Source organism: Enterobacter sp. MGH 33 (genome assembly GCF_000534535.1).
Classification (GTDB): Bacteria; Pseudomonadota; Gammaproteobacteria; order Enterobacterales; family Enterobacteriaceae; genus Enterobacter; species Enterobacter hormaechei_C.
The window spans coordinates 4060601-4079913 of the sequence record NZ_KI973212.1 but is presented as its reverse complement, the minus strand read 5'-3'; the positions used below and the strand labels follow the sequence as shown (position 1 = coordinate 4079913).

Below are 19313 nucleotides of genomic sequence, written 5' to 3'. Positions count from 1 at the left end.
TTAACTGATAAACACAGGTGAAAACGTGGATAAGGCTGTCATCCTGCCGGAAAAAAAACAGTACCAGGAGATTGGCGAGGATTTACGGGCGCAGATTATCCAGGGGCATTATCCCGTGGGATCGCGTCTGCCGCCGGAGCGCAACATCGCCGAGACGTATGGCGTGAGCCGCACTATCGTGCGCGAGGCGCTGCTGATGCTTGAGCTACAGGGGACGGTGGATATTCGCCAGGGGTCTGGCGTGTACGTGATGCGTATTCCGGAGGAGCATGAAAACGAGGAAGAACGTTTTCTGAACAGTGACGTGGGTCCGTTTGAAATTCTCCAGGCGCGTCAGCTGCTTGAAAGCAACATTGCCGCCTTTGCCGCAAAAATGGCGACGCGGGCGGATATCGACAACCTGCGCCGCATCATCGAGCAGGAGCAACGGGCTATTGCCGCCGACGATCGCAGCCAGGACAACAACAAAATGTTCCACCTGGTACTGGCGGGGGCCACACAAAACCAGATGCTGCTGGCGACCGTTGAAAGCGTCTGGCATCACATGGACAGCAGCCCACTGTGGCAGCAATTCAACGGCCACATCGCCAGCCGCGCATGGCGGCTGAAATGGCTCGGCGACAGGCAAACCATTCTCGCTGCGCTCCGCCGCCGCGACGTGATGGGGGCGTGGCAGGCGATGTTCCAGCATCTTGAAAACGTCAAAAAGAGCCTGCTTGAGCTGTCAGACGAAGACGCGCCCGATTTTGACGGCTATCTCTTTGAATCGGTCCCCCTTTTCCAGGGGAAACTGGTGTGAATATACTGCCGCTTCACGCTGCGCCGCAGTTTACACAGCGGGTGATCGACTGGATCTGGAACGCGTTTGGTGAAGGTATGCCGCGTGCCTTTTTCCAGAGCATTGTTGAGCACAGCCTGACGCCGGGCGAGTTACCGCTCACCTTTATTGCCGTTGAGGATGACCAGCTGCTGGGCACCGTTGGGTTGTGGCGTTGCGATTTAATTTCCCGGCAGGATCTCCACCCCTGGCTGGCTGCGCTGTATGTCGATGAAGCCGCCCGGGGAAACGGGCTGGCGGGAAAACTTCAGCAGCATGTTATCGGCTACGCGCGACGCGCCGGGTATCACGAGCTTCATCTCTGGTCTGCCTGCCGCGACTTCTACGAACGTTACGGCTGGCACTACATCGGCGATGCGCTGGAATACCCGGATAAAACCGTCCATCTCTATCGCTGTTCGCTCACGGCTTCCGCGGGCGATACCACCGAGTGACGGCGCACTAAGGTTGGGCTGAACAGGTGGGTAATTTCCGGTGGCGGGCGATGCTCGGCCAGCGCTAACGCCAGTTCTGCCGCCTGCGTTGCCATGGTCACAATCGGGTAGCGCACGGTGGTCAGGCGAGGGCGCACGTAGCGCGACACCAGCACATCATCAAAGCCAATCAGCGAAATTTCTGCCGGGACGTCAATCCCGTTATCATTCAGCACGCCCATTGCGCCGGCGGCCATGGAGTCGTTATAGCTGGCCACGGCGGTGAAATTCCGCCCGCGGCCCAGCAGCTCCGTCATCGCCTGCTCGCCGCCACTCTCATCCGGTTCTCCGTACGCCACAAGACGATCGTTGCACGGCAGACCGGCTTCGCGCAGCGCGTCGTAATAGCCCTGAAGGCGATCTTCCGCATCGGAAATTGGGTGGTTGGAGCACAGATAACCAATTCGGGTATGGCCCTGCTGGATCAGATGACGGGTTGCGAGCCATGCGCCGTAACGGTCGTCGAGCGCCACGCAGCGGGTTTCAAAACCGGGAATAATGCGGTTGATAATCACCATCCCCGGCATCTGTTTCATCAGATGGATCAGCTCGGCGTCGGGGATCATTTTTGCATGGACCACCAGCGCCGCACAGCGATGACGGATCAGCTGCTCAATGGCCTGGCGCTCTTTCTGTTCATTGTGGTAGCCATTACCAATCAGCAGGAAATTTCCGGTGTGATAAGAAACTTGTTCTACGGCTTTGACCATTGCACCGAAAAACGGATCGGATACATCCCCGACCACCAGCCCGATGGTTTCTGTCGACTGCTGGGCAAGGGCGCGCGCGTTGGCGTTAGGGTGATAATTCAGGTTTTCCATGGCGTCCTGCACGGCCTGGCGCGATGCATCACTCGCTTTAGGGGAGTTGTTGATCACGCGGGAGACGGTCGCGACGGAAACACCGGCCAGACGAGCCACATCCTTAATTGTCGCCATTCAATACCTTCTTATAGGGGTAAGCGTTTACACACTAACTAGTGTTGCGGAAAAGCGGCGCGCATTCAAGGGGAGCGGGTAAGCGTCCTCTGCAAACGTGAAGCAGAACATCCCTCGCGGTGTAATCGTTACACGGCCAGTCATGTCTGAATAATGTCAATCTGAACCTTTAGTTACACTTTGCCTCAGGCTGTTGCGATTGTCCGTTAGCAACGATGCGTAGTGAATTGCTAGAGTCGAGATCCCAGAGGTATTGATAGGTGGAATCAACTTCGGTTGATTAACACGATTTACACCAACCTGCGTTTTACGCAGGTTTTTTTTTGCCTGTAAGTTCAACCTGTAACAGCAAAAGAGAATATTCACACCTGGTTGCACTTCGGCTCATTCCCTTGCGTTTTCCCGCTGGCGAAGCCTGTCGCCGGAGGCCACAATCAAGATCCCAGAGGTATTGATTGGTGAGAATTCCTGGTACGTTTTCGTACTCTTCTCTTGCACCAACCTGCGCGGATGCGCAGGTTTTTTTTCGCCTCTGTTTTTGCTATCGCTCCCTCACTACTTCTCGTGTAATCTGCCACCATTTATACCTTTCACACTGGCTGGCAAAGGGAGTTGAAATGCTTTTTGGGTTCTTCCGCACACTGTTTCGTGTCCTGTTTCGCATCCGCGTGACTGGCGATACGCAGGCACTCTATGGCGAGCGTGTGCTTATCACACCGAATCACGTCTCTTTTCTTGATGGCGTATTGCTGGCGCTGTTTTTGCCCGTGCGGCCCGTCTTCGCGGTTTACAGCTCCATCAGTGAAAAATGGTACATGCGCTGGCTCAAACCGCTGATTGATTTTGTCCCGCTCGACCCAACTAAACCGATGATGATTAAACATCTGGTGCGTCTGGTTGGGCAGGGGCGCCCGGTGGTTATCTTCCCGGAAGGGCGTATTTCAGTGACGGGCTCCCTGATGAAAATTTACGACGGGGCCGGTTTTGTCGCGGCGAAGTCTCAGGCCACCGTCGTGCCGCTACGCATCGACGGGGCTGAGCTGACCTTTTTCAGCCGTCTGAAAGGGCTGGTGAAGCAGCGTCTGTTCCCGAAAATTACGCTGCATATATTACCGCCGACGTCACTGCCGATGCCCGAGGCGCCGCGCGCGCGCGACCGCCGTAAAATCGCCGGGGAAATGCTGCACCAGATTATGATGGAAGCGCGCATGGCCGTTCGCCCGCGCGAAACGCTGTATGAATCGTTGCTGTCGGCGCAGTATCGCTACGGTGCGAAGAAAAACTGCATCGAAGACATCAATTTTACGCCGGATACCTACCGTAAGCTGTTGACCAAAACGCTGTTTGTCGGGCGTATCCTGGAAAAGTACAGTAAACAGGGCGAAAAGATCGGCCTGATGCTGCCAAACGCGGGTATCAGCGCGGCGGTAATCTTTGGTGCCACCTCCCGGGGCCGCATTCCGGCGATGATGAACTACACGGCGGGCGTGAAAGGGCTCTCCAGCGCGATTACCGCGGCACAAATCAACACCGTCTTTACCTCCCGCCAGTTCCTGGATAAAGGCAAGCTGTGGCACCTGCCGGAACAGCTGACGCAGGTGCGCTGGGTGTTCCTGGAAGATCTGAAAGCAGACGTCACGACCGCCGACAAGCTGTGGATTTTCGCGCACCTGCTGATGCCGCGTCTGGCGCAGGTTAAGCAGCAGCCGGAAGATGATGCCATTATCCTCTTTACCTCTGGCTCTGAAGGTAACCCGAAAGGTGTGGTTCACAGCCACAAAAGCATTCTGGCGAACGTCGAACAGATTAAAACTATTGCTGACTTTACCGCCAACGATCGCTTTATGTCAGCGCTGCCGCTGTTCCACTCATTTGGTCTGACCGTGGGTCTCTTTACGCCGCTGCTGACCGGTGCCGAGGTGTTCCTCTACCCAAGCCCGCTGCACTACCGCATTGTGCCGGAACTGGTTTATGACCGTAACTGCACGGTGCTGTTCGGGACGTCCACCTTCCTCGGTAACTACGCGCGCTTCGCCAACCCGTATGATTTCTTCCGCGTACGCTACGTGGTGGCGGGCGCGGAAAAACTCCAGGACAGCACGCGCCAGATCTGGCAGGACAAGTTTGGCCTGCGCATTCTGGAAGGCTATGGCGTGACGGAGTGCGCGCCGGTGGTCTCCATCAACGTTCCGATGGCGGCAAAACCGGGAACGGTTGGCCGCATTCTGCCGGGGCTGGATGCGCGTCTGCTGGCGGTGCCGGGTATTGAAGACGGCGGACGTCTTCAGCTGAAAGGGCCGAACGTCATGAACGGCTATCTGCGTATGGAAAACCCGGGCGTGCTTGAGGCGCCGACGGCCGAGAACGTCAATGGCGAGGTTGAAACGGGCTGGTACGACACGGGCGATATCGTGCGCTTCGACGATCAGGGCTTCGTGCAGATCCAGGGACGAGCAAAACGCTTCGCCAAAATCGCCGGGGAGATGGTCTCTCTTGAAATGGTCGAAACGCTGGCGACCGCCGTCTCGGCGGAGAAAATGCATGCGACCGTGGTGAAAAGTGATGCCAGTAAAGGCGAGGCGCTGGTGCTCTTCACGACAGACGGTGAACTGAAGCGTGACGCACTGCTCAGGTATGCACGCGAACACGGTATCCCCGAGCTGGCGGTCCCCCGCGATATTCGTTACCTCAAACAGTTACCGGTGCTGGGCAGCGGTAAACCCGATTTCGTGACCCTGAAGGGCATGGTTGAAGAGGCAGAACAGCAAAATGCGTGAGTCAGTGCACACTAACACTTCAATCTGGTCGAAAGGCATGATGGCGGTTATCGCCGCCCAGTTTCTTTCCGCGTTCGGCGATAACGCGTTGCTGTTTGCCACGCTGGCATTGCTGAAAGCTGAGTTTTATCCCGACTGGAGCCAGCCGATCCTACAGATGGTGTTTGTGGGTGCTTACATCGTATTTGCGCCGTTTGTCGGCCAGGTGGCGGACAGCTTCCCGAAAGGTCGTGTCATGATGTTTGCCAACAGCCTTAAGCTTCTGGGCGCGGCAAGTATCTGCTTTGGTATCAACCCGTTTGTCGGCTACACGCTGGTGGGCATTGGTGCGGCAGCCTACTCCCCGGCGAAGTACGGTATTCTGGGTGAGCTCACCACCGGTGATAAGCTGGTGAAGGCCAACGGCCTGATGGAGTCCTCCACCATTGCGGCTATTCTGCTGGGCTCGGTGGCGGGAGGCGTACTGGCAGACTGGCATGTGCTCGCCGCGCTTGGCATCTGCGCCCTGATGTACGGTGGCGCGGTGATCGCCAACCTGTTTATCCCCAAACTGGCCGTGGCGCGTCCGGGGCAATCCTGGCGCTTCGGGCCCATGACCGGCAGCTTCTTCAACGCCTGCCGCGTACTGTGGCGTAACGGTGAAACACGCTTCTCGCTGATGGGCACCAGCATGTTCTGGGGGGCCGGCGTTACGCTGCGTTTCCTGCTGGTGCTGTGGGTGCCGGTGGCGCTGGGCATTACTGACAACGCCACGCCGACTTATCTGAATGCCATGGTCGCCGTCGGGATTGTTGTCGGGGCCGGGGCTGCGGCAAAACTGGTGACGCTGGAAACCGTCGCGCGCTGCATGCCTGCGGGGATCCTGATTGGCGTCGGCGTTCTGTTCTTCTCCCTGCAACATGCCCTATTGCCTGCCTATGCCCTGCTGTTGCTGATCGGCATGTTAGGCGGTTTCTTTGTGGTGCCGCTAAACGCGCTGTTGCAGGAGCGCGGCAAGCAGACCGTTGGGGCGGGTAACGCCATTGCGGTGCAAAACCTTGGTGAAAACATGGCGATGTTACTGATGCTGGGGATTTACTCGCTGGCGGTAAAAGCAGGTGCGCCGGTCGTGGCAATCGGGGTAGGATTCGGCGCGCTGTTCGCGCTGGCGATTAGCGGGCTGTGGGTCTGGCAGCGTCGTCGTTGATCTCACTGCCCGGTGGCGGCGTTGCCTTACCGGGCCTACAAAATCCACCAACATCACGAAACGTAGGCCGGGTCAGGCGAAGCCGCCACCCGGCAAGGCGTCCACTTACGGTGCCGGGTAGGTATAAACCTGATGCACCGCTTCAATCTCCGCTAATACCTCTTCACTCAGGTTCAGATGGAAACTCTCAATATTGGTTTTCAACTGATCCATCGTCGTTGCGCCGAGCAGGGTACTCGCCACAAACGGCTGACGACGCACGAAGGCCAGCGCCATCTGCGCCGGATCGAGTCCGTGGCGTTTCGCGATATCCACGTAGGCCGCAACGGCTTTTTGCGTCTGCTCGCCGCTATAGCGGGTGAAGCGGCTGAAAAGCGTGTTACGCGCGCCAGCCGGTTTCGCGCCGTTCAGGTATTTGCCCGTCAGGGTACCGAAGCCCAGACAGGAGTAGGCGAGCAGCTCCACCTCTTCGTACTGCGTCACCTCCGCCAGACCCACTTCATAACTGCGGTTCAGCAGGCTGTACGGGTTCTGAATGGTCACGATGCGCGGCAGATCGTGTTTATCGGCCAGATGCAGATAGCGCATCACGCCAAACGCCGTCTCGTTGGAAACGCCGATGTAGCGGATCTTACCCGCCCGCTGGCACTCCGTGAGCGCTTCCAGCGTTTCCAGCAGGGTAACGGCCGGAGCACTTTCGTTCCAGGTGTAGCCAAGCTTACCGAAGCAGTTCGTCGGACGCTGCGGCCAGTGCACCTGATAAAGATCGAGATAGTCGGTTTGCAGGCGCTTGAGGCTCGCATCCAGCGCGGCACGGATATTCTTGCGATCGAGGATCTGGTTAGGGCGGATCCCGGCATCGTTATTACGGGAAGGACCGCTGACTTTGGAGGCGATGACCAGCTTTTCGCGATTGCCGCGTTTCGCCAGCCAGTTGCCGACATACGTTTCAGTAAGACCTTGTGTTTCCGGGCGGGGAGGAACGGGGTACATCTCCGCCACGTCAATCAGGTTAATACCCTGGCTGACGGCGTAATCGAGTTGTGCATGGGCATCGGCTTCGCTGTTTTGTTCACCAAATGTCATGGTGCCCAACCCCAGTTGGCTGATCTCCAGAGCGCTGTGGGGGATACGGTGATAATGCATAGCCGGTTTCCTTTTTTAGACCTACAGACTGCGTCAGGAACCTCCCGACAAAGGAATATAAACATGGCAGAGGGAAGGCAAAAGGGGAAGGAAAAAATCAAAAAGGCCAGCAAGCTACTGACCTTTATCTGTTTAACGCTCGATGATCTGGGAGACTTCGTCGCGATTAATCTGCATTTGATTGCCTTCGCGATCGCGGTAACTCACCAGACCGGTATCGTCGTCGACTTCGGGTTTGCCATCGGTCAGGATCATACGACCATCTTTCGTTGACATGACATAGTCGCTGCTACAACCCGATACCGCAAACGCTAAACCGACTGCTGAGATAATTACTGCCCATTTTTTCATCGTTCTCATCCTCACCTGGCTCGTATCAAATCATAGTGTAGTAATAACCTGATATTACGACAGGTGAAAGGGGGGAAATCTTAAAAAGGAGGAGATTATGTTAGCCGGAGCGCAAAATTGGTAAAAAACTATGTTTTCAACAGGAAGTGGCGTGCCAGCAGCGCCCCGGTGAAATTCTTTTTAAGATAGAAACCGCGCGGCAGCGTCAGGATCGGTTCGCCCTGTGCGCCTACCGCTTCAGTGAGCGCTTTGCTGTTGGCGGCTTTGGGACGAAGTTGCAGCACTTCGCCATGCCGGGCGGTGATACGCTCAACCTGTCCCAGCACAATCATGTCCATCAGCTCTTCCCAGTCCTGGGAAAGCTGTCTCTCCTCTTCTTCATTCGGGCTCCAGAGCAGCGGGGCGCCAACGCGACGCTCAGCCAGCGGGATCTGCCTGTCGCCCTCAACGGGTACCCACAACACCCGCTTCAGCTTATGCCTGACGTGGCTGGTTTCCCAGGTCACTCCGCTGTTACCTGTGAGCGGCGCAACGCAGACAAAGGTGGTTTCCAGCGGCCGTCCCTGGCTATCGATGGGGATCGTCTTCAGTTCCACCCCCAGCGCCGCAAAATCTTGCTCGGGTTTACTGCCCGCGCTTGCGCCCAGCCAGCGTTCCAGCAACACGCCGATCCAGCCCTTATCACGCTTTAGATCGTTAGGTATCGTCAACCCCGCCATCACGGCCAGCTCGCCCAGTGAATAGCCTGCCAGGCGTTGTGCCTGCTGGAGCAACTGGGCTTCACTGACGGGAGGAGAGAGCAGTGGGGCGAGAGAATGCATGCTAACGACCTTTTGATTAAAAAATGAGCTGATATTTTATCCCTTGTGGACAGAGTTTACCTTTTTCTGTGCACCTATTCCATGTGGATGATTTATATCATCTTTTTTAGAATATAATCCGTCCCGCGGCGGCTAAAAAACAGGTTGTGCAATTCTGGTCACTGACAATAAACAGGATCTTACACCATGTTATCCACAGAAAAATGGGATAACTGGGAATAACTGCCACTACTGTTTCAATTTACAGCCTTGACGTGCGATGAAAATCGAATTTTCACACAAATTGTGCCTAACTTATTGGCACAAACTGTGGATAAAACCGACGCTGTTCGATCTTTCATCAGCAGGAGGATCTTTGATGTGATGATCGTCACGTTTATCGCCCTGGATACCCTTAATTTCAATATAATCATATGAATTTAAATGATTTGTTATAAGCGGGGTAAATTGGCGGCTCGTCGGGCTACAAGGTTGTTCATCGGTAATTCCGCACTTCTTCACAACTATATCCACAGAAAAGGTGAATAAAAATGGTCTCTGTCGCCCGCATCTGTTTATAACTCCGCACTAAATTGTGAGTTATTCAAATGTTATTAGGTTGCAGGCCTGTAAGAGAGTGGTTTACCGCCTCCCTGTAGTGTGAAACAATCATTCATATATCAGATTTAGTTTGGGGTAGTCCGGTGATTGATGACGATGGCTACCGCCCAAACGTAGGAATAGTAATTTGTAATCGTCAGGGCCAGGTGATGTGGGCCCGGCGATATGGTCAGCACTCCTGGCAGTTCCCGCAAGGCGGGATCAATCCCGGAGAGTCCCCAGAACAAGCGATGTACCGGGAGCTGTTTGAAGAGGTTGGTTTAAGCCGAAAAGATGTTCGCATCCTGGCTTCGACCCGCAACTGGTTGCGTTACAAGTTACCGAAACGTTTGGTGCGTTGGGACACAAAGCCGGTTTGTATCGGCCAGAAACAGAAGTGGTTTCTTTTGCAGTTGGTGGGCAACGATTCAGATATCAATATGCAAACCAGCAGCACGCCAGAGTTTGATGGCTGGCGCTGGGTAAGCTACTGGTATCCGGTTCGTCAGGTCGTGTCATTTAAGCGCGATGTATATCGTAGGGTGATGAAAGAGTTCGCAAGTGTCGTGATGCAGCTTCAGGAGACGCCTCCGAAGCCACAGAGCGCACCTGCCTGGCGACGTAAAAGAGGTTAAGCTACGCAAATCATGCTCACCCGCTTGCGAGAAATAGTTGAAAAGGTTGCCAGTGCGCCTCGCCTCAACGAGGCGCTGAATATTCTGGTGACGGACATCTGTCTTGCGATGGAAACCGAGGTCTGTTCGGTCTACCTGGCCGACCATGACCGACGTTGCTACTACCTGATGGCAACCCGCGGTTTAAAAAAACCACGGGGACGCACCGTCACGCTCGCGTTTGATGAAGGTATTGTTGGCCTGGTCGGGCGACTGGCGGAGCCAATCAACCTTGCCGATGCGCAAAAACATCCCAGCTTCAAATATATCCCTTCCGTCAAAGAGGAGCGGTTCCGCGCTTTCCTTGGCGTGCCGATTATTCAGCGCCGTCAACTGCTTGGCGTGCTTGTTGTCCAGCAACGAGAGTTGCGGCAGTACGACGAAAGCGAGGAGTCTTTCCTCGTCACGCTGGCAACGCAGATGGCTGCGATCCTCTCCCAGTCTCAGCTGGCAGCCCTTTTTGGGCAGTATCGTCATACCCGCATCCGCGCGCTTCCGGCCTCGCCGGGCGTCGCGATTGCCGAAGGCTGGATGGATGCCACGCTCCCCCTGATGGAGCAGGTCTATGAAGCCTCGACGCTGGATGAAGCGCTTGAGCGCGAACGGCTTACCGCTGCGCTGGAAGAGGCGGCGAATGAGTTTCGTCGCTACAGCAAACGCTTTGCCGCTGGCGCGCAAAAAGAGACGGCGGCCATTTTCGACCTCTACTCACACCTGCTTTCCGATGCGCGTTTGCGTCGTGAGTTATTTGCCGAGGTCGATAAAGGTTCGGTGGCAGAGTGGGCGGTTAAAAAGGTCATTGAAAAATTTGCCGAGCAGTTTGCGGTGCTGACTGACGGTTATCTGAAAGAGCGCGCCGGCGATTTACGCGCGCTTGGGCAACGTCTGCTGTTCCACCTTGATGATACTATTCAGGGGGCGAATGCCTGGCCGAGCCGGTTTGTACTGGTGGCCGATGAACTCTCGGCGACGACGCTGGCGGAATTACCGCAGGACAGGCTGGCGGGCGTAGTGGTGCGCGATGGCGCAGCTAACTCCCATGCCGCCATTATGGTGCGCGCGCTCGGTATTCCGACCGTGATGGGGGCGGATATTCAGCCCTCCGTACTGCACCGCCGTACGCTGGTGGTGGACGGATACCGCGGTGAGTTGCTGGTGGATCCTGAGCCGGTTCTCCTTCAGGAGTACCAGCGTCTTATCAGCGAAGAGAATGAATTAAGCAAGCTGGCGGAAGATGACGTCAACCTGCCCGCGCAGCTCAAGAGCGGTGAGCGGGTGAAGGTGATGCTCAATGCTGGCTTAAGCCCCGAGCATGAAGAGAAGCTCGGCAGCCGCATCGATGGCATCGGCCTCTACCGCACCGAAATACCGTTTATGCTGCAAAGCGGCTTCCCGTCAGAAGAGGAGCAGGTGGCGCAGTATCAGGGCATGTTGCAGATGTTTAACGACAAACCCGTCACGTTGCGCACCCTGGACGTCGGCGCGGATAAGCAACTGCCCTATATGCCTATCAGTGAAGAGAATCCCTGCCTCGGCTGGCGTGGGATCCGCATAACCCTCGATCAGCCGGAAATCTTCCTTATCCAGGTTCGTGCGATGCTGCGTGCCAACGCGGCCACGGGGAATCTCAGCATTTTGCTGCCGATGGTCACCAGTATTGACGAGATCGACGAAGCGCGGCGGTTAATAGAACGTGCAGGGCGCGAAGTGGAAGAGATGATCGGCTATGCGATCCCTAAACCCCGTATTGGCGTGATGCTTGAAGTGCCTTCGATGGTCTTTATGTTGCCGCAGCTGGCGACCCGCGTTGATTTTATCTCTGTTGGCACCAACGACTTAACGCAATACATTCTGGCGGTCGATCGCAACAATACGCGCGTTGCCAGCATCTACGACAGCCTGCATCCGGCGATGCTTCGTGCCCTGGCGATGATCGCCCGCGAAGCCGAGCAGCATAATATCGACCTGCGCCTGTGCGGTGAAATGGCCGGCGATCCGATGTGCGTGGCGATCCTGATTGGTCTTGGTTTCCGTCACCTGTCAATGAACGGACGTTCCGTTGCGCGTGTGAAATACCTGTTACGTCACATCGAACAAGATGAGGCGCGCGAACTGGCCGCGCGTAGCCTGGAAGCACAGCTGGCAGCCGAAGTGCGCCATCAGGTGGCTGCGTTTATGGAGCGACGCGGCATGGGCGGTTTGATCCGGGGCGGCCGCTGATCCCCACAAAATAATGACGGCTCCGACGACCCCCTCTCCCTTGAGGGAGAGGGATGGGGTGAGGGGGAACAGCGCGCATGAAACCCTATACACATCTTTTACATCTCAGGCGCATCCTCCACGCCTGCCTTATGCTATGATTCGCAACTTTGGAGCACCTGCCAACGGCGGGAATGCAATTCACCCGCTGTCCACTTTCAGCGGAATAACAACATCTTGTGGTGACAGATGAACAGTGGTTATCTGCATTTTCCGGAATTCGATCCGGTTATTTTCTCAATAGGACCTGTAGCGCTGCACTGGTACGGTCTGATGTACCTGGTGGGCTTCGTCTTTGCCATGTGGCTTGCTGGCCGTCGCGCCAGTCGTCCAGGCAGCGGCTGGACGAAGAACGAAGTGGAAAACCTGCTTTATGCCGGCTTCCTCGGCGTGTTCCTGGGCGGTCGCATCGGTTATGTCCTGTTCTATAATTTCCCGGTATTCCTGAACGACCCGCTCTATCTGTTCCGCGTCTGGGACGGTGGCATGTCTTTCCACGGCGGGCTGATTGGTGTGATCCTGGTCATGGTGATCTTCGCCAGACGCACCAAACGCAACTTCTTCCAGGTGGCTGATTTTATTGCGCCGTTAATCCCGTTTGGGCTGGGCGCAGGGCGTTTGGGCAACTTCATCAACGGTGAACTGTGGGGGCGTGTCGATCCGAGCGTGCCGTTTACCATGCTGTTCCCGGGCTCCCGCGCGGAGGATATCGCGCTGCTGCCTTCGCATCCTGAGTGGCAGTCCATTTTCGATACCTACGGCGTTCTGCCGCGCCATATGTCACAGCTCTATGAGCTGGCGCTGGAAGGCGTGGTGCTGTTCATCATCCTGAATCTGTATATCCGCAAACCGCGTCCAATGGGGGCTGTCTCTGGTCTGTTCCTGATTGGCTACGGCGCGTTTCGTATCATCGTCGAGTTCTTCCGCCAGCCGGATGCGCAGTTTACCGGTGAATGGGTACAGTACATCAGCATGGGGCAGATCCTCTCCATCCCGATGATTGTCGCGGGTGCCATTATGATGATTTGGGCGTATCGTCGTCGTCCACAGCAACAACTTTCCTGAGGAATCATGAAACAGTATCTTGAATTGATGAAAAAAGTGCTCGACGAGGGCACGCCGAAAAACGACCGTACCGGCACCGGTACGCTCTCCATTTTTGGCCACCAGATGCGCTTCAATCTGCAAGAAGGCTTTCCTCTGGTGACAACGAAGCGCTGCCATCTGCGCTCGATCATTCATGAACTGCTCTGGTTCCTGCAAGGCGATACCAACGTTGCTTATCTACATGAAAACAATGTCTCCATCTGGGACGAATGGGCAGATGAGAACGGCGACCTGGGGCCGGTCTACGGCAAGCAATGGCGTGCGTGGCCTACCCCGGACGGCCGCCATATTGACCAGATCACGACCGTCATGAACCAGCTGAAAAATGATCCGGACTCGCGCCGTATCATTGTTTCTGCCTGGAACGTGGGTGAACTGGATAAAATGGCGCTGGCGCCTTGCCACGCGTTTTTCCAGTTCTACGTGGCGGACGGCAAGCTCTCCTGCCAGCTCTATCAACGCTCATGCGACGTGTTCCTCGGCCTGCCGTTTAACATCGCCAGCTACGCGCTATTGGTGCACATGATGGCGCAGCAGTGCGATCTTGAAGTGGGCGATTTTGTCTGGACGGGCGGTGATACCCACCTCTACAGCAATCATATGGAACAGACGCACCTCCAGCTGACCCGCGAACCGCGTGCATTGCCGAAGCTGGTGATCAAACGTAAACCGGAGTCGATCTTCGATTACCGTTTTGATGATTTCGAGATTGAGGGTTACGACCCGCATCCCGGCATTAAAGCTCCTGTCGCCATCTGATACGGCAAATCCTGACACAACCGGTGCTCTTTAGCGCCGGTTTTTTTTCACGCCCGTTTTGTTTTTCGAGCCTGTTTCCAGAGATGATGCAACGCGTTGCAACGGGTGAAAATCTCCGGAAAGCGGCTCGTAAAGTTCTGGTTTGACGCTCGTACCGTTTCTGCTATTCCGCCACACTCCCGCCATGAAAAACGAACAAGGCTTTACGCTTATCGAAACCCTTATCGCCGTTTCGCTGGCAGTGATCCTCAGCGCCACAGGGCTCTATGGCTGGGACAGTTGGCAGCAGCGGCAGCGGCTTTGGCAAACTGCCTGCCAGGTGCGGGATTACCTGGTGTTTTTGCGCAATGACGCCAACCGTCACAACAGCGAGCACAGGATCGCGCTGTATAACGACGGTGAAAAGAACTGTCTGGCCAGTTCAGCGGTGACCGGTTGTGACAGCGGCGGACCGTTCGTGATGAAGCCGATGTGGCCCGAGGTCACGATAAGCGACATAACCCCTGCGCTGGGATTTTACGGTTTAAGGGATACCGCATGGGCCGGACATATCCGCGTGCAGAGCCGCGCTGGTGGGTGGTGGATTATTGTCTCAAATGGCGGACGTATCAGGCTGTGTAATGCCGCAGGAGAAGGTGCATGCCAGTAAATCGAAAAGGGTTTTCCCTGCTGGAAGTGCTTATTGCGATGACGATAAGCAGCATTCTGTTACTCAGCACGTCACGTTTTTTACCGGGGCTACAGCGGGGTGTTTTAGTGCAATCCGGACAGCAGGAGCTGGAGGATGAGGTCTGGCAACGTCTGTTCGCGATCGGTAAACAGTTTCAGAGGGCAGGATATTGTGCAGGGCATTGCCAGGGGCAGGGGATGATCATCGGCAGGCAAGGACGATGTGCGATTGTGCTATGGGATGCGAACAGCAACGGCCAGTGGGATAGCACCGCGTCAGAAAACGACAGTACGGGATTCCGGCTTGAGTCCGGATCGCTTGAAACGCTGCGGGGCGCCACATCCTGTGACGGTAAGGGATGGGATAAGCTCACCGACCCGGAACGGGTCCTGATAGAACAATTTATGGTCACTAAAACCGATCATGATGGCTTTGCGCCGGTCATTAGTATCGAGCTGCGTGCCCGCCGTAAAGGTGAACTGGCCGCACCCTTTTCGGCCCGCCACACCGTAACAGGGTTTAATCTGTGAATCGTCAGCGGGGCATGTCATCGCTGGCGCTGGTCCTGCTATTACTGGTGCTCGGCACGCTGATCCTCACCGGATTAAATCAGCAGCTGCAAACCTTTAGCACGCTGGTAAGTGGCGAGAGTTTGTCTGTTCGCCAGCAGGCTGCCGTGCAATCTGCACTGGAGTGGGGGCGCGTTCAGGAATGGGCTTTACAGCCAGAGGTTCAGTGCAAACAGACACAACGTTTGCGGGTCTGTATAAGGCTGTTTGGGGCGCGTGTGTTGCTTATTGCCGGCAATGACAATCTATTGCTATGGCGAGGCGGGGACATCTCGGAGGGGCAGATACGCTTTTCCGCCCACGGCTGGAGTGATTTCTGCCCCCTTAAGGAAAGTACGCTATGTCAGTTACCCTGAGCAGACAAAAAGGATTTAGCATGGTTGAGGTTTTGCTGGCAATGATGTTGCTGGTTGTGGTTGTGATGGCGTTATCCGGCTATCATCGCGCGCTGGCAGCCCGGTATGCGGCGCTTAGCCAGTATCGTCAGCTATGGCATCATGCGTGGAATCAGTCGCAGATCTCAACATTAACGCTCCCGCCGGGCTGGCAGGTCAGTCGGGGGCAGACAACACAGTCCGGATGTGTCAGCATCACGGTCACACTTATTTCTCCTATGGGGCGGCAGGGCGCGTTGACGCGTCTGCATTGCCCGGTTAGCCGCTAGTCGGGAGCGTTTATGCTAAGGGTTTACCACTCAAATCGTCTGGATGTGCTGGAAGCACTGATGGAGTATATCGTTGAGCAAGAGCGTCTTGACGATCCGTTTGAGCCAGAAATGGTGCTGGTGCAGAGCACCGGTATGGCGCAGTGGCTGCAAATGTCCCTCTCGCAGAAATTTGGCATTGCGGCCAACATCGATTTTCCGCTGCCCGCGAGCTTTATCTGGGAGATGTTTGTTCGCGTCCTGCCGGATATTCCTGAGCAGAGCGCCTTCAACAAACAAAGTATGGCCTGGAAACTGATGACGCTGCTGCCGGACATGCTGGCGCATGATGAGTTTGCCATGCTGCGCCACTACCTGAATGACGACACCGACAAGCGTAAACTTTTCCAGCTTGCCTCACGTACTGCCGACCTTTATGACCAGTATCTGGTTTACCGTGCAGACTGGCTGATTCGCTGGGAAGCGGGAGAATTAGTCGATGGGTTACCGGAAGCGCAAATCTGGCAGGCGCCGCTCTGGAAAGCGCTGGTCGAGCATACCGGGAAACTCGGTCAGCCTAAGTGGCACCGTGCTAACCTGTACGATCGCTTTATCTCAATACTTGAGAACAGCGCAGAACGGCCAACCCGTTTGCCGTCACGCGTGTTCATTTGCGGTATCTCCGCGCTGCCGCCTGTCTACCTGAACGCGCTAAAAGCGCTCGGTAAGCACACTGATATCCATATCCTCTTTACCAACCCGTGTCGGCACTATTGGGGGGATATTCAGGATCCGCGCTGGCTATCACGGCTGGTCACCCGTCAGAGAAAACGCCTCTTTGAGGAACGCGCTGTGCCGCTGTTTAAAGACAGTGAAAATGCGGCGCAGCTTTTTGATGAAGAGGGGATTCAGAACCTGCCGAACCCGCTGCTTGCCTCGTGGGGCAAGCTCGGACGCGACTATATTTATCTGCTTTCTGAAATCACCTCCTCGGGAGAAGGGGATGTGGATGCGTTTGCGGATATTACGCCGGACAGCCTGCTGCACAATATTCAGCTTGATATTCTGGATTTGGAAAACCGTGCCGTTGCCGGGATCACTGCCGAAGAGTTTGCGCGAAGCGATAAGAAGCGAAAACTGGATCCTGACGATCGCAGTATCGCGATCCACGTTTGCCACAGCCCACAGCGTGAAGTTGAAATTCTTCATGACCGCCTGCTGGCCATGTTACAGGACGATCCAACCCTGACACCGCGCGATATCGTGGTGATGGTGGCGGATATCGACAGCTACAGCCCGTTTATTCAGGCGGTATTTGGCAGCGCAACGGGCGACCGCTATCTGCCCTACGCAATCTCTGACCGTCGCGCTCGTCAGTCACACCCGGCGCTACAGGCCTTTCTCAGCCTGCTTTCGCTGCCTGATAGCCGGTTTATCTCTGAGGATGTGCTGGCACTGCTGGATGTGCCAGTTCTGGCCGCACGTTTCAACATTAACGAAGAGGGGTTGCGCTATCTGCGCCAGTGGGTCAACGAATCTGGTGTCCGCTGGGGTATCGACGATGATAACGTCCAGGAGTTCGAACTCCCTGCGACCGGCCAGCATACCTGGCAGTTTGGCCTGACGCGCATGCTGCTGGGGTATGCGATGGAGAGCATCCACGGCGAATGGAATGACGTGCTGCCGTACGATGAATCCAGTGGGTTGATCGCGGAACTGGTTGGTCACTTAGCCTCGCTGCTTATGCAGCTCAACCGCTGGCGCCGTGCGTTGATGCAGCCCCGCCCGCTCGAAGAGTGGCTGCCGATTTGCCGCGAAATGCTGAATGATTTCTTTCTGCCGGACAGCGAAACTGAAGCCGCCATGGCGCTTATCGAGAAGCAGTGGCAGGCCATCGTTGATGAGGGGGTTAATTCGCACTATCACGAGGCGGTTCCTCTTTCGCTTCTGCGTGATGAGCTGACGCAACGTCTCGATCAGGAGCGCATCAGCCAGCGCTTCCTTGCGGGGCCGGTGAATATTTGTACCCTGATGCCAATGCGTTCAATCCCGTTCAAAGTAGTCTGTCTGCTTGGCATGAACGACGGTATTTATCCGCGTGCGCTTCCACCTCTGGGTTTTGATCTCATGAGCGCACAACCGAAGCGGGGCGACCGCAGCCGCCGCGATGATGACCGTTATCTCTTTCTTGAGGCGCTGATGTCTGCGCAAAGCAGGCTGTATATCAGCTATATCGGTCGTTCAATTCAGGACAACAGCGAGCGTTTCCCGTCTGTGCTGGTGCAGGAGCTGGTGGATTACATCGGACAGAGTCACTATCTGCCGGGCGATGAAGCCTGCAACTGCGACGAAAGCGAACGTCGGGTGATAGCGCATATCACCTGTCACCATAGCCGTATGCCGTTTGATCCTGTCAATTACGTTCCTGATGAACTGCAAAGCTACGCCCGCGAGTGGCTTCCCGCCGCGAAGAAAGCGGGGACGCCGCAAACCGATTTTATTCAGACGCTCGAACCGCGCGTCATAGATACCCTCTCGTTTGAGCAGCTACAGCGTTTTTGGGCGCACCCGGTCCGGGCTTTTTTCCAGCAACGCTTGCAGGTGAATTTCCGCTCTGAAGAGAGCGAAATCCCCGATGCGGAACCGTTTATTCTTGATGGGCTGGAGCGTTTTAAACTTAATTCCCAGCTTCTGAATGCGCTGGTTGACGAAGAAGACGCCAGTAAACTGTTCCGACGTTACAGGGCGTCGGGATTACTTCCGTATGGTGCATTCGGCGAAATCGTCTGGGATGCCCAGTGCGAGGAGATGCGAGCGCTTGCTGACCGCGTTATCGCGTGTCGGCAGCCGGCGAGCAGCATTGAAATCGATCTCGATTGTAACGGTATGCACCTCAGCGGCTGGCTCACGCACGTGCAGTCTGACGGGCTGCTGCGCTGGCGGCCATCCATGCTCAGCGTTTCACATGGCCTGCAACTCTGGCTCGAACATCTTGTCTACAGTGCGAGTGGTCACGAAGGTGAAAGCCGGTTGTTTGTACGTAAGGACGGCGAATGGCGTTTCCCGCCGATGGAGCCTGAGCAGGCGTTGACGTATCTGTCGCTTTATATTGAAGGTTACCGTCAGGGCATGAACAAACCTCTGCTTTTGCTGCCTGAAAGTGGGGGGGCGTGGATAAAAGCCTGTTACGACGCGCAGAATGATGCCATGTTAACGGATGAGGCTTCGCTCCAGAAAGCGCGCAGCAAGTTTTTGCAGGCCTACGAAGGGAACATGATGGTACGTGGCGAAGGTGACGATGTCTGGTATCAACGTTTATGGCGAACGCTGGAGCCAGAATATTTCGACATTATCACCCAGGAGGCGCAACGCTACCTGTTACCGTTGTTCAAATTTAATCAGTCCTGAGTGCTGTATAAAAATTGCGCAGTATGAGGTGTTCATTTATGATGCACCTCTTATCACGGACTGATGTACCCAAAGAAAGAGATGCTGGCGTGTCCAGCACGCACGTTGTTAATGA

Annotated in this window: 17 protein-coding genes; 13 read left to right on the top strand and 4 right to left on the bottom strand. The window is 55.7% G+C overall.

The window, feature by feature from the left end:
- Window positions 1-25 precede the first annotated feature (25 nt).
- Entirely contained in the window at window positions 26-799 is a 774-nt protein-coding gene (locus tag L379_RS05095) for a GntR family transcriptional regulator (protein WP_003862809.1), read from the top strand.
- Window positions 796-1272 (top strand): GNAT family N-acetyltransferase, encoded by a 477-nt coding sequence (locus L379_RS05100; protein WP_017382852.1) that lies wholly within the window; start codon window positions 796-798, stop codon window positions 1270-1272. The genes L379_RS05095 and L379_RS05100 overlap by 4 nt, the downstream gene beginning before the upstream one ends.
- Here L379_RS05100 and galR read toward each other — a convergent pair.
- Window positions 1227-2249, bottom strand: a complete 1023-nt coding sequence (galR, locus tag L379_RS05105; protein ID WP_003862806.1) for an HTH-type transcriptional regulator GalR — start codon at window positions 2247-2249, stop codon at window positions 1227-1229. The genes L379_RS05100 and galR overlap by 46 nt on opposite strands.
- A gap of 617 nt (window positions 2250-2866) precedes the next feature.
- On the opposite strand from galR, the gene aas reads away from it, so the two are divergent.
- Complete coding sequence (aas, locus tag L379_RS05110) at window positions 2867-5026, top strand: bifunctional acyl-ACP--phospholipid O-acyltransferase/long-chain-fatty-acid--ACP ligase (RefSeq protein ID WP_032654863.1); 2160 nt, start codon at window positions 2867-2869, stop codon at window positions 5024-5026.
- Window positions 5019-6212 carry a lysophospholipid transporter LplT gene (gene lplT / locus L379_RS05115; protein WP_003862801.1) on the top strand — a complete coding sequence of 398 codons (1194 nt, stop codon included), beginning with the start codon at window positions 5019-5021 and terminating at the stop codon, window positions 6210-6212. Before aas ends, lplT begins: the two co-directional genes overlap by 8 nt.
- Window positions 6213-6317: 105 nt before the next feature.
- Here lplT and L379_RS05120 read toward each other — a convergent pair whose 3' ends face one another.
- From L379_RS05120 to mutH, 3 genes are all read right to left on the bottom strand, one after another.
- Window positions 6318-7358, bottom strand: coding sequence for an NADP(H)-dependent aldo-keto reductase (locus L379_RS05120; protein WP_015571754.1), 1041 nt, complete (start codon window positions 7356-7358; stop codon window positions 6318-6320).
- A gap of 132 nt (window positions 7359-7490) precedes the next feature.
- Window positions 7491-7709, bottom strand: coding sequence for a YgdI/YgdR family lipoprotein (locus tag L379_RS05125; protein ID WP_003862794.1), 219 nt, complete (start codon window positions 7707-7709; stop codon window positions 7491-7493).
- A gap of 128 nt (window positions 7710-7837) precedes the next feature.
- Window positions 7838-8530, bottom strand: a complete 693-nt coding sequence (gene mutH / locus L379_RS05130; RefSeq protein ID WP_017692735.1) for a DNA mismatch repair endonuclease MutH — start codon at window positions 8528-8530, stop codon at window positions 7838-7840.
- A 683-nt stretch (window positions 8531-9213) separates the two neighbouring features.
- Here mutH and rppH point away from each other — a divergent pair.
- The 9 genes from rppH to recC all read left to right on the top strand — a co-directional run bounded on the left by rppH (window position 9214) and on the right by recC (window position 19198).
- On the top strand, window positions 9214-9744 hold the full coding sequence (gene rppH / locus L379_RS05135) for an RNA pyrophosphohydrolase (protein ID WP_003862791.1): 531 nt from the start codon (window positions 9214-9216) through the stop codon (window positions 9742-9744).
- A gap of 12 nt (window positions 9745-9756) precedes the next feature.
- Complete coding sequence (gene ptsP / locus L379_RS05140) at window positions 9757-12003, top strand: phosphoenolpyruvate--protein phosphotransferase (RefSeq protein ID WP_015571752.1); 2247 nt, start codon at window positions 9757-9759, stop codon at window positions 12001-12003.
- Between the two features lie 228 nt (window positions 12004-12231).
- Window positions 12232-13107 carry a prolipoprotein diacylglyceryl transferase gene (gene lgt, locus L379_RS05145; RefSeq protein WP_003862787.1) on the top strand — a complete coding sequence of 292 codons (876 nt, stop codon included), beginning with the start codon at window positions 12232-12234 and terminating at the stop codon, window positions 13105-13107.
- A 6-nt stretch (window positions 13108-13113) separates the two neighbouring features.
- Window positions 13114-13908, top strand: a complete 795-nt coding sequence (thyA, locus tag L379_RS05150) for a thymidylate synthase (RefSeq protein ID WP_015571751.1) — start codon at window positions 13114-13116, stop codon at window positions 13906-13908.
- A gap of 184 nt (window positions 13909-14092) precedes the next feature.
- On the top strand, window positions 14093-14557 hold the full coding sequence (locus L379_RS05155; protein ID WP_017382848.1) for a prepilin peptidase-dependent protein: 465 nt from the start codon (window positions 14093-14095) through the stop codon (window positions 14555-14557).
- Window positions 14548-15108 carry a prepilin peptidase-dependent protein gene (locus L379_RS05160; RefSeq protein WP_017382847.1) on the top strand — a complete coding sequence of 187 codons (561 nt, stop codon included), beginning with the start codon at window positions 14548-14550 and terminating at the stop codon, window positions 15106-15108. Before L379_RS05155 ends, L379_RS05160 begins: the two co-directional genes overlap by 10 nt.
- Window positions 15105-15503: a DUF2509 family protein gene (locus tag L379_RS05165; RefSeq protein WP_017382846.1), complete on the top strand. Its 399-nt coding sequence runs from the start codon at window positions 15105-15107 to the stop codon at window positions 15501-15503. Before L379_RS05160 ends, L379_RS05165 begins: the two co-directional genes overlap by 4 nt.
- On the top strand, window positions 15488-15811 hold the full coding sequence (locus tag L379_RS05170; RefSeq protein WP_023295356.1) for a prepilin-type N-terminal cleavage/methylation domain-containing protein: 324 nt from the start codon (window positions 15488-15490) through the stop codon (window positions 15809-15811). The genes L379_RS05165 and L379_RS05170 overlap by 16 nt, the downstream gene beginning before the upstream one ends.
- A 12-nt stretch (window positions 15812-15823) precedes the next feature.
- Window positions 15824-19198, top strand: coding sequence for an exodeoxyribonuclease V subunit gamma (gene recC / locus L379_RS05175; protein ID WP_032654861.1), 3375 nt, complete (start codon window positions 15824-15826; stop codon window positions 19196-19198).
- Window positions 19199-19313: the final 115 nt, after the last annotated feature.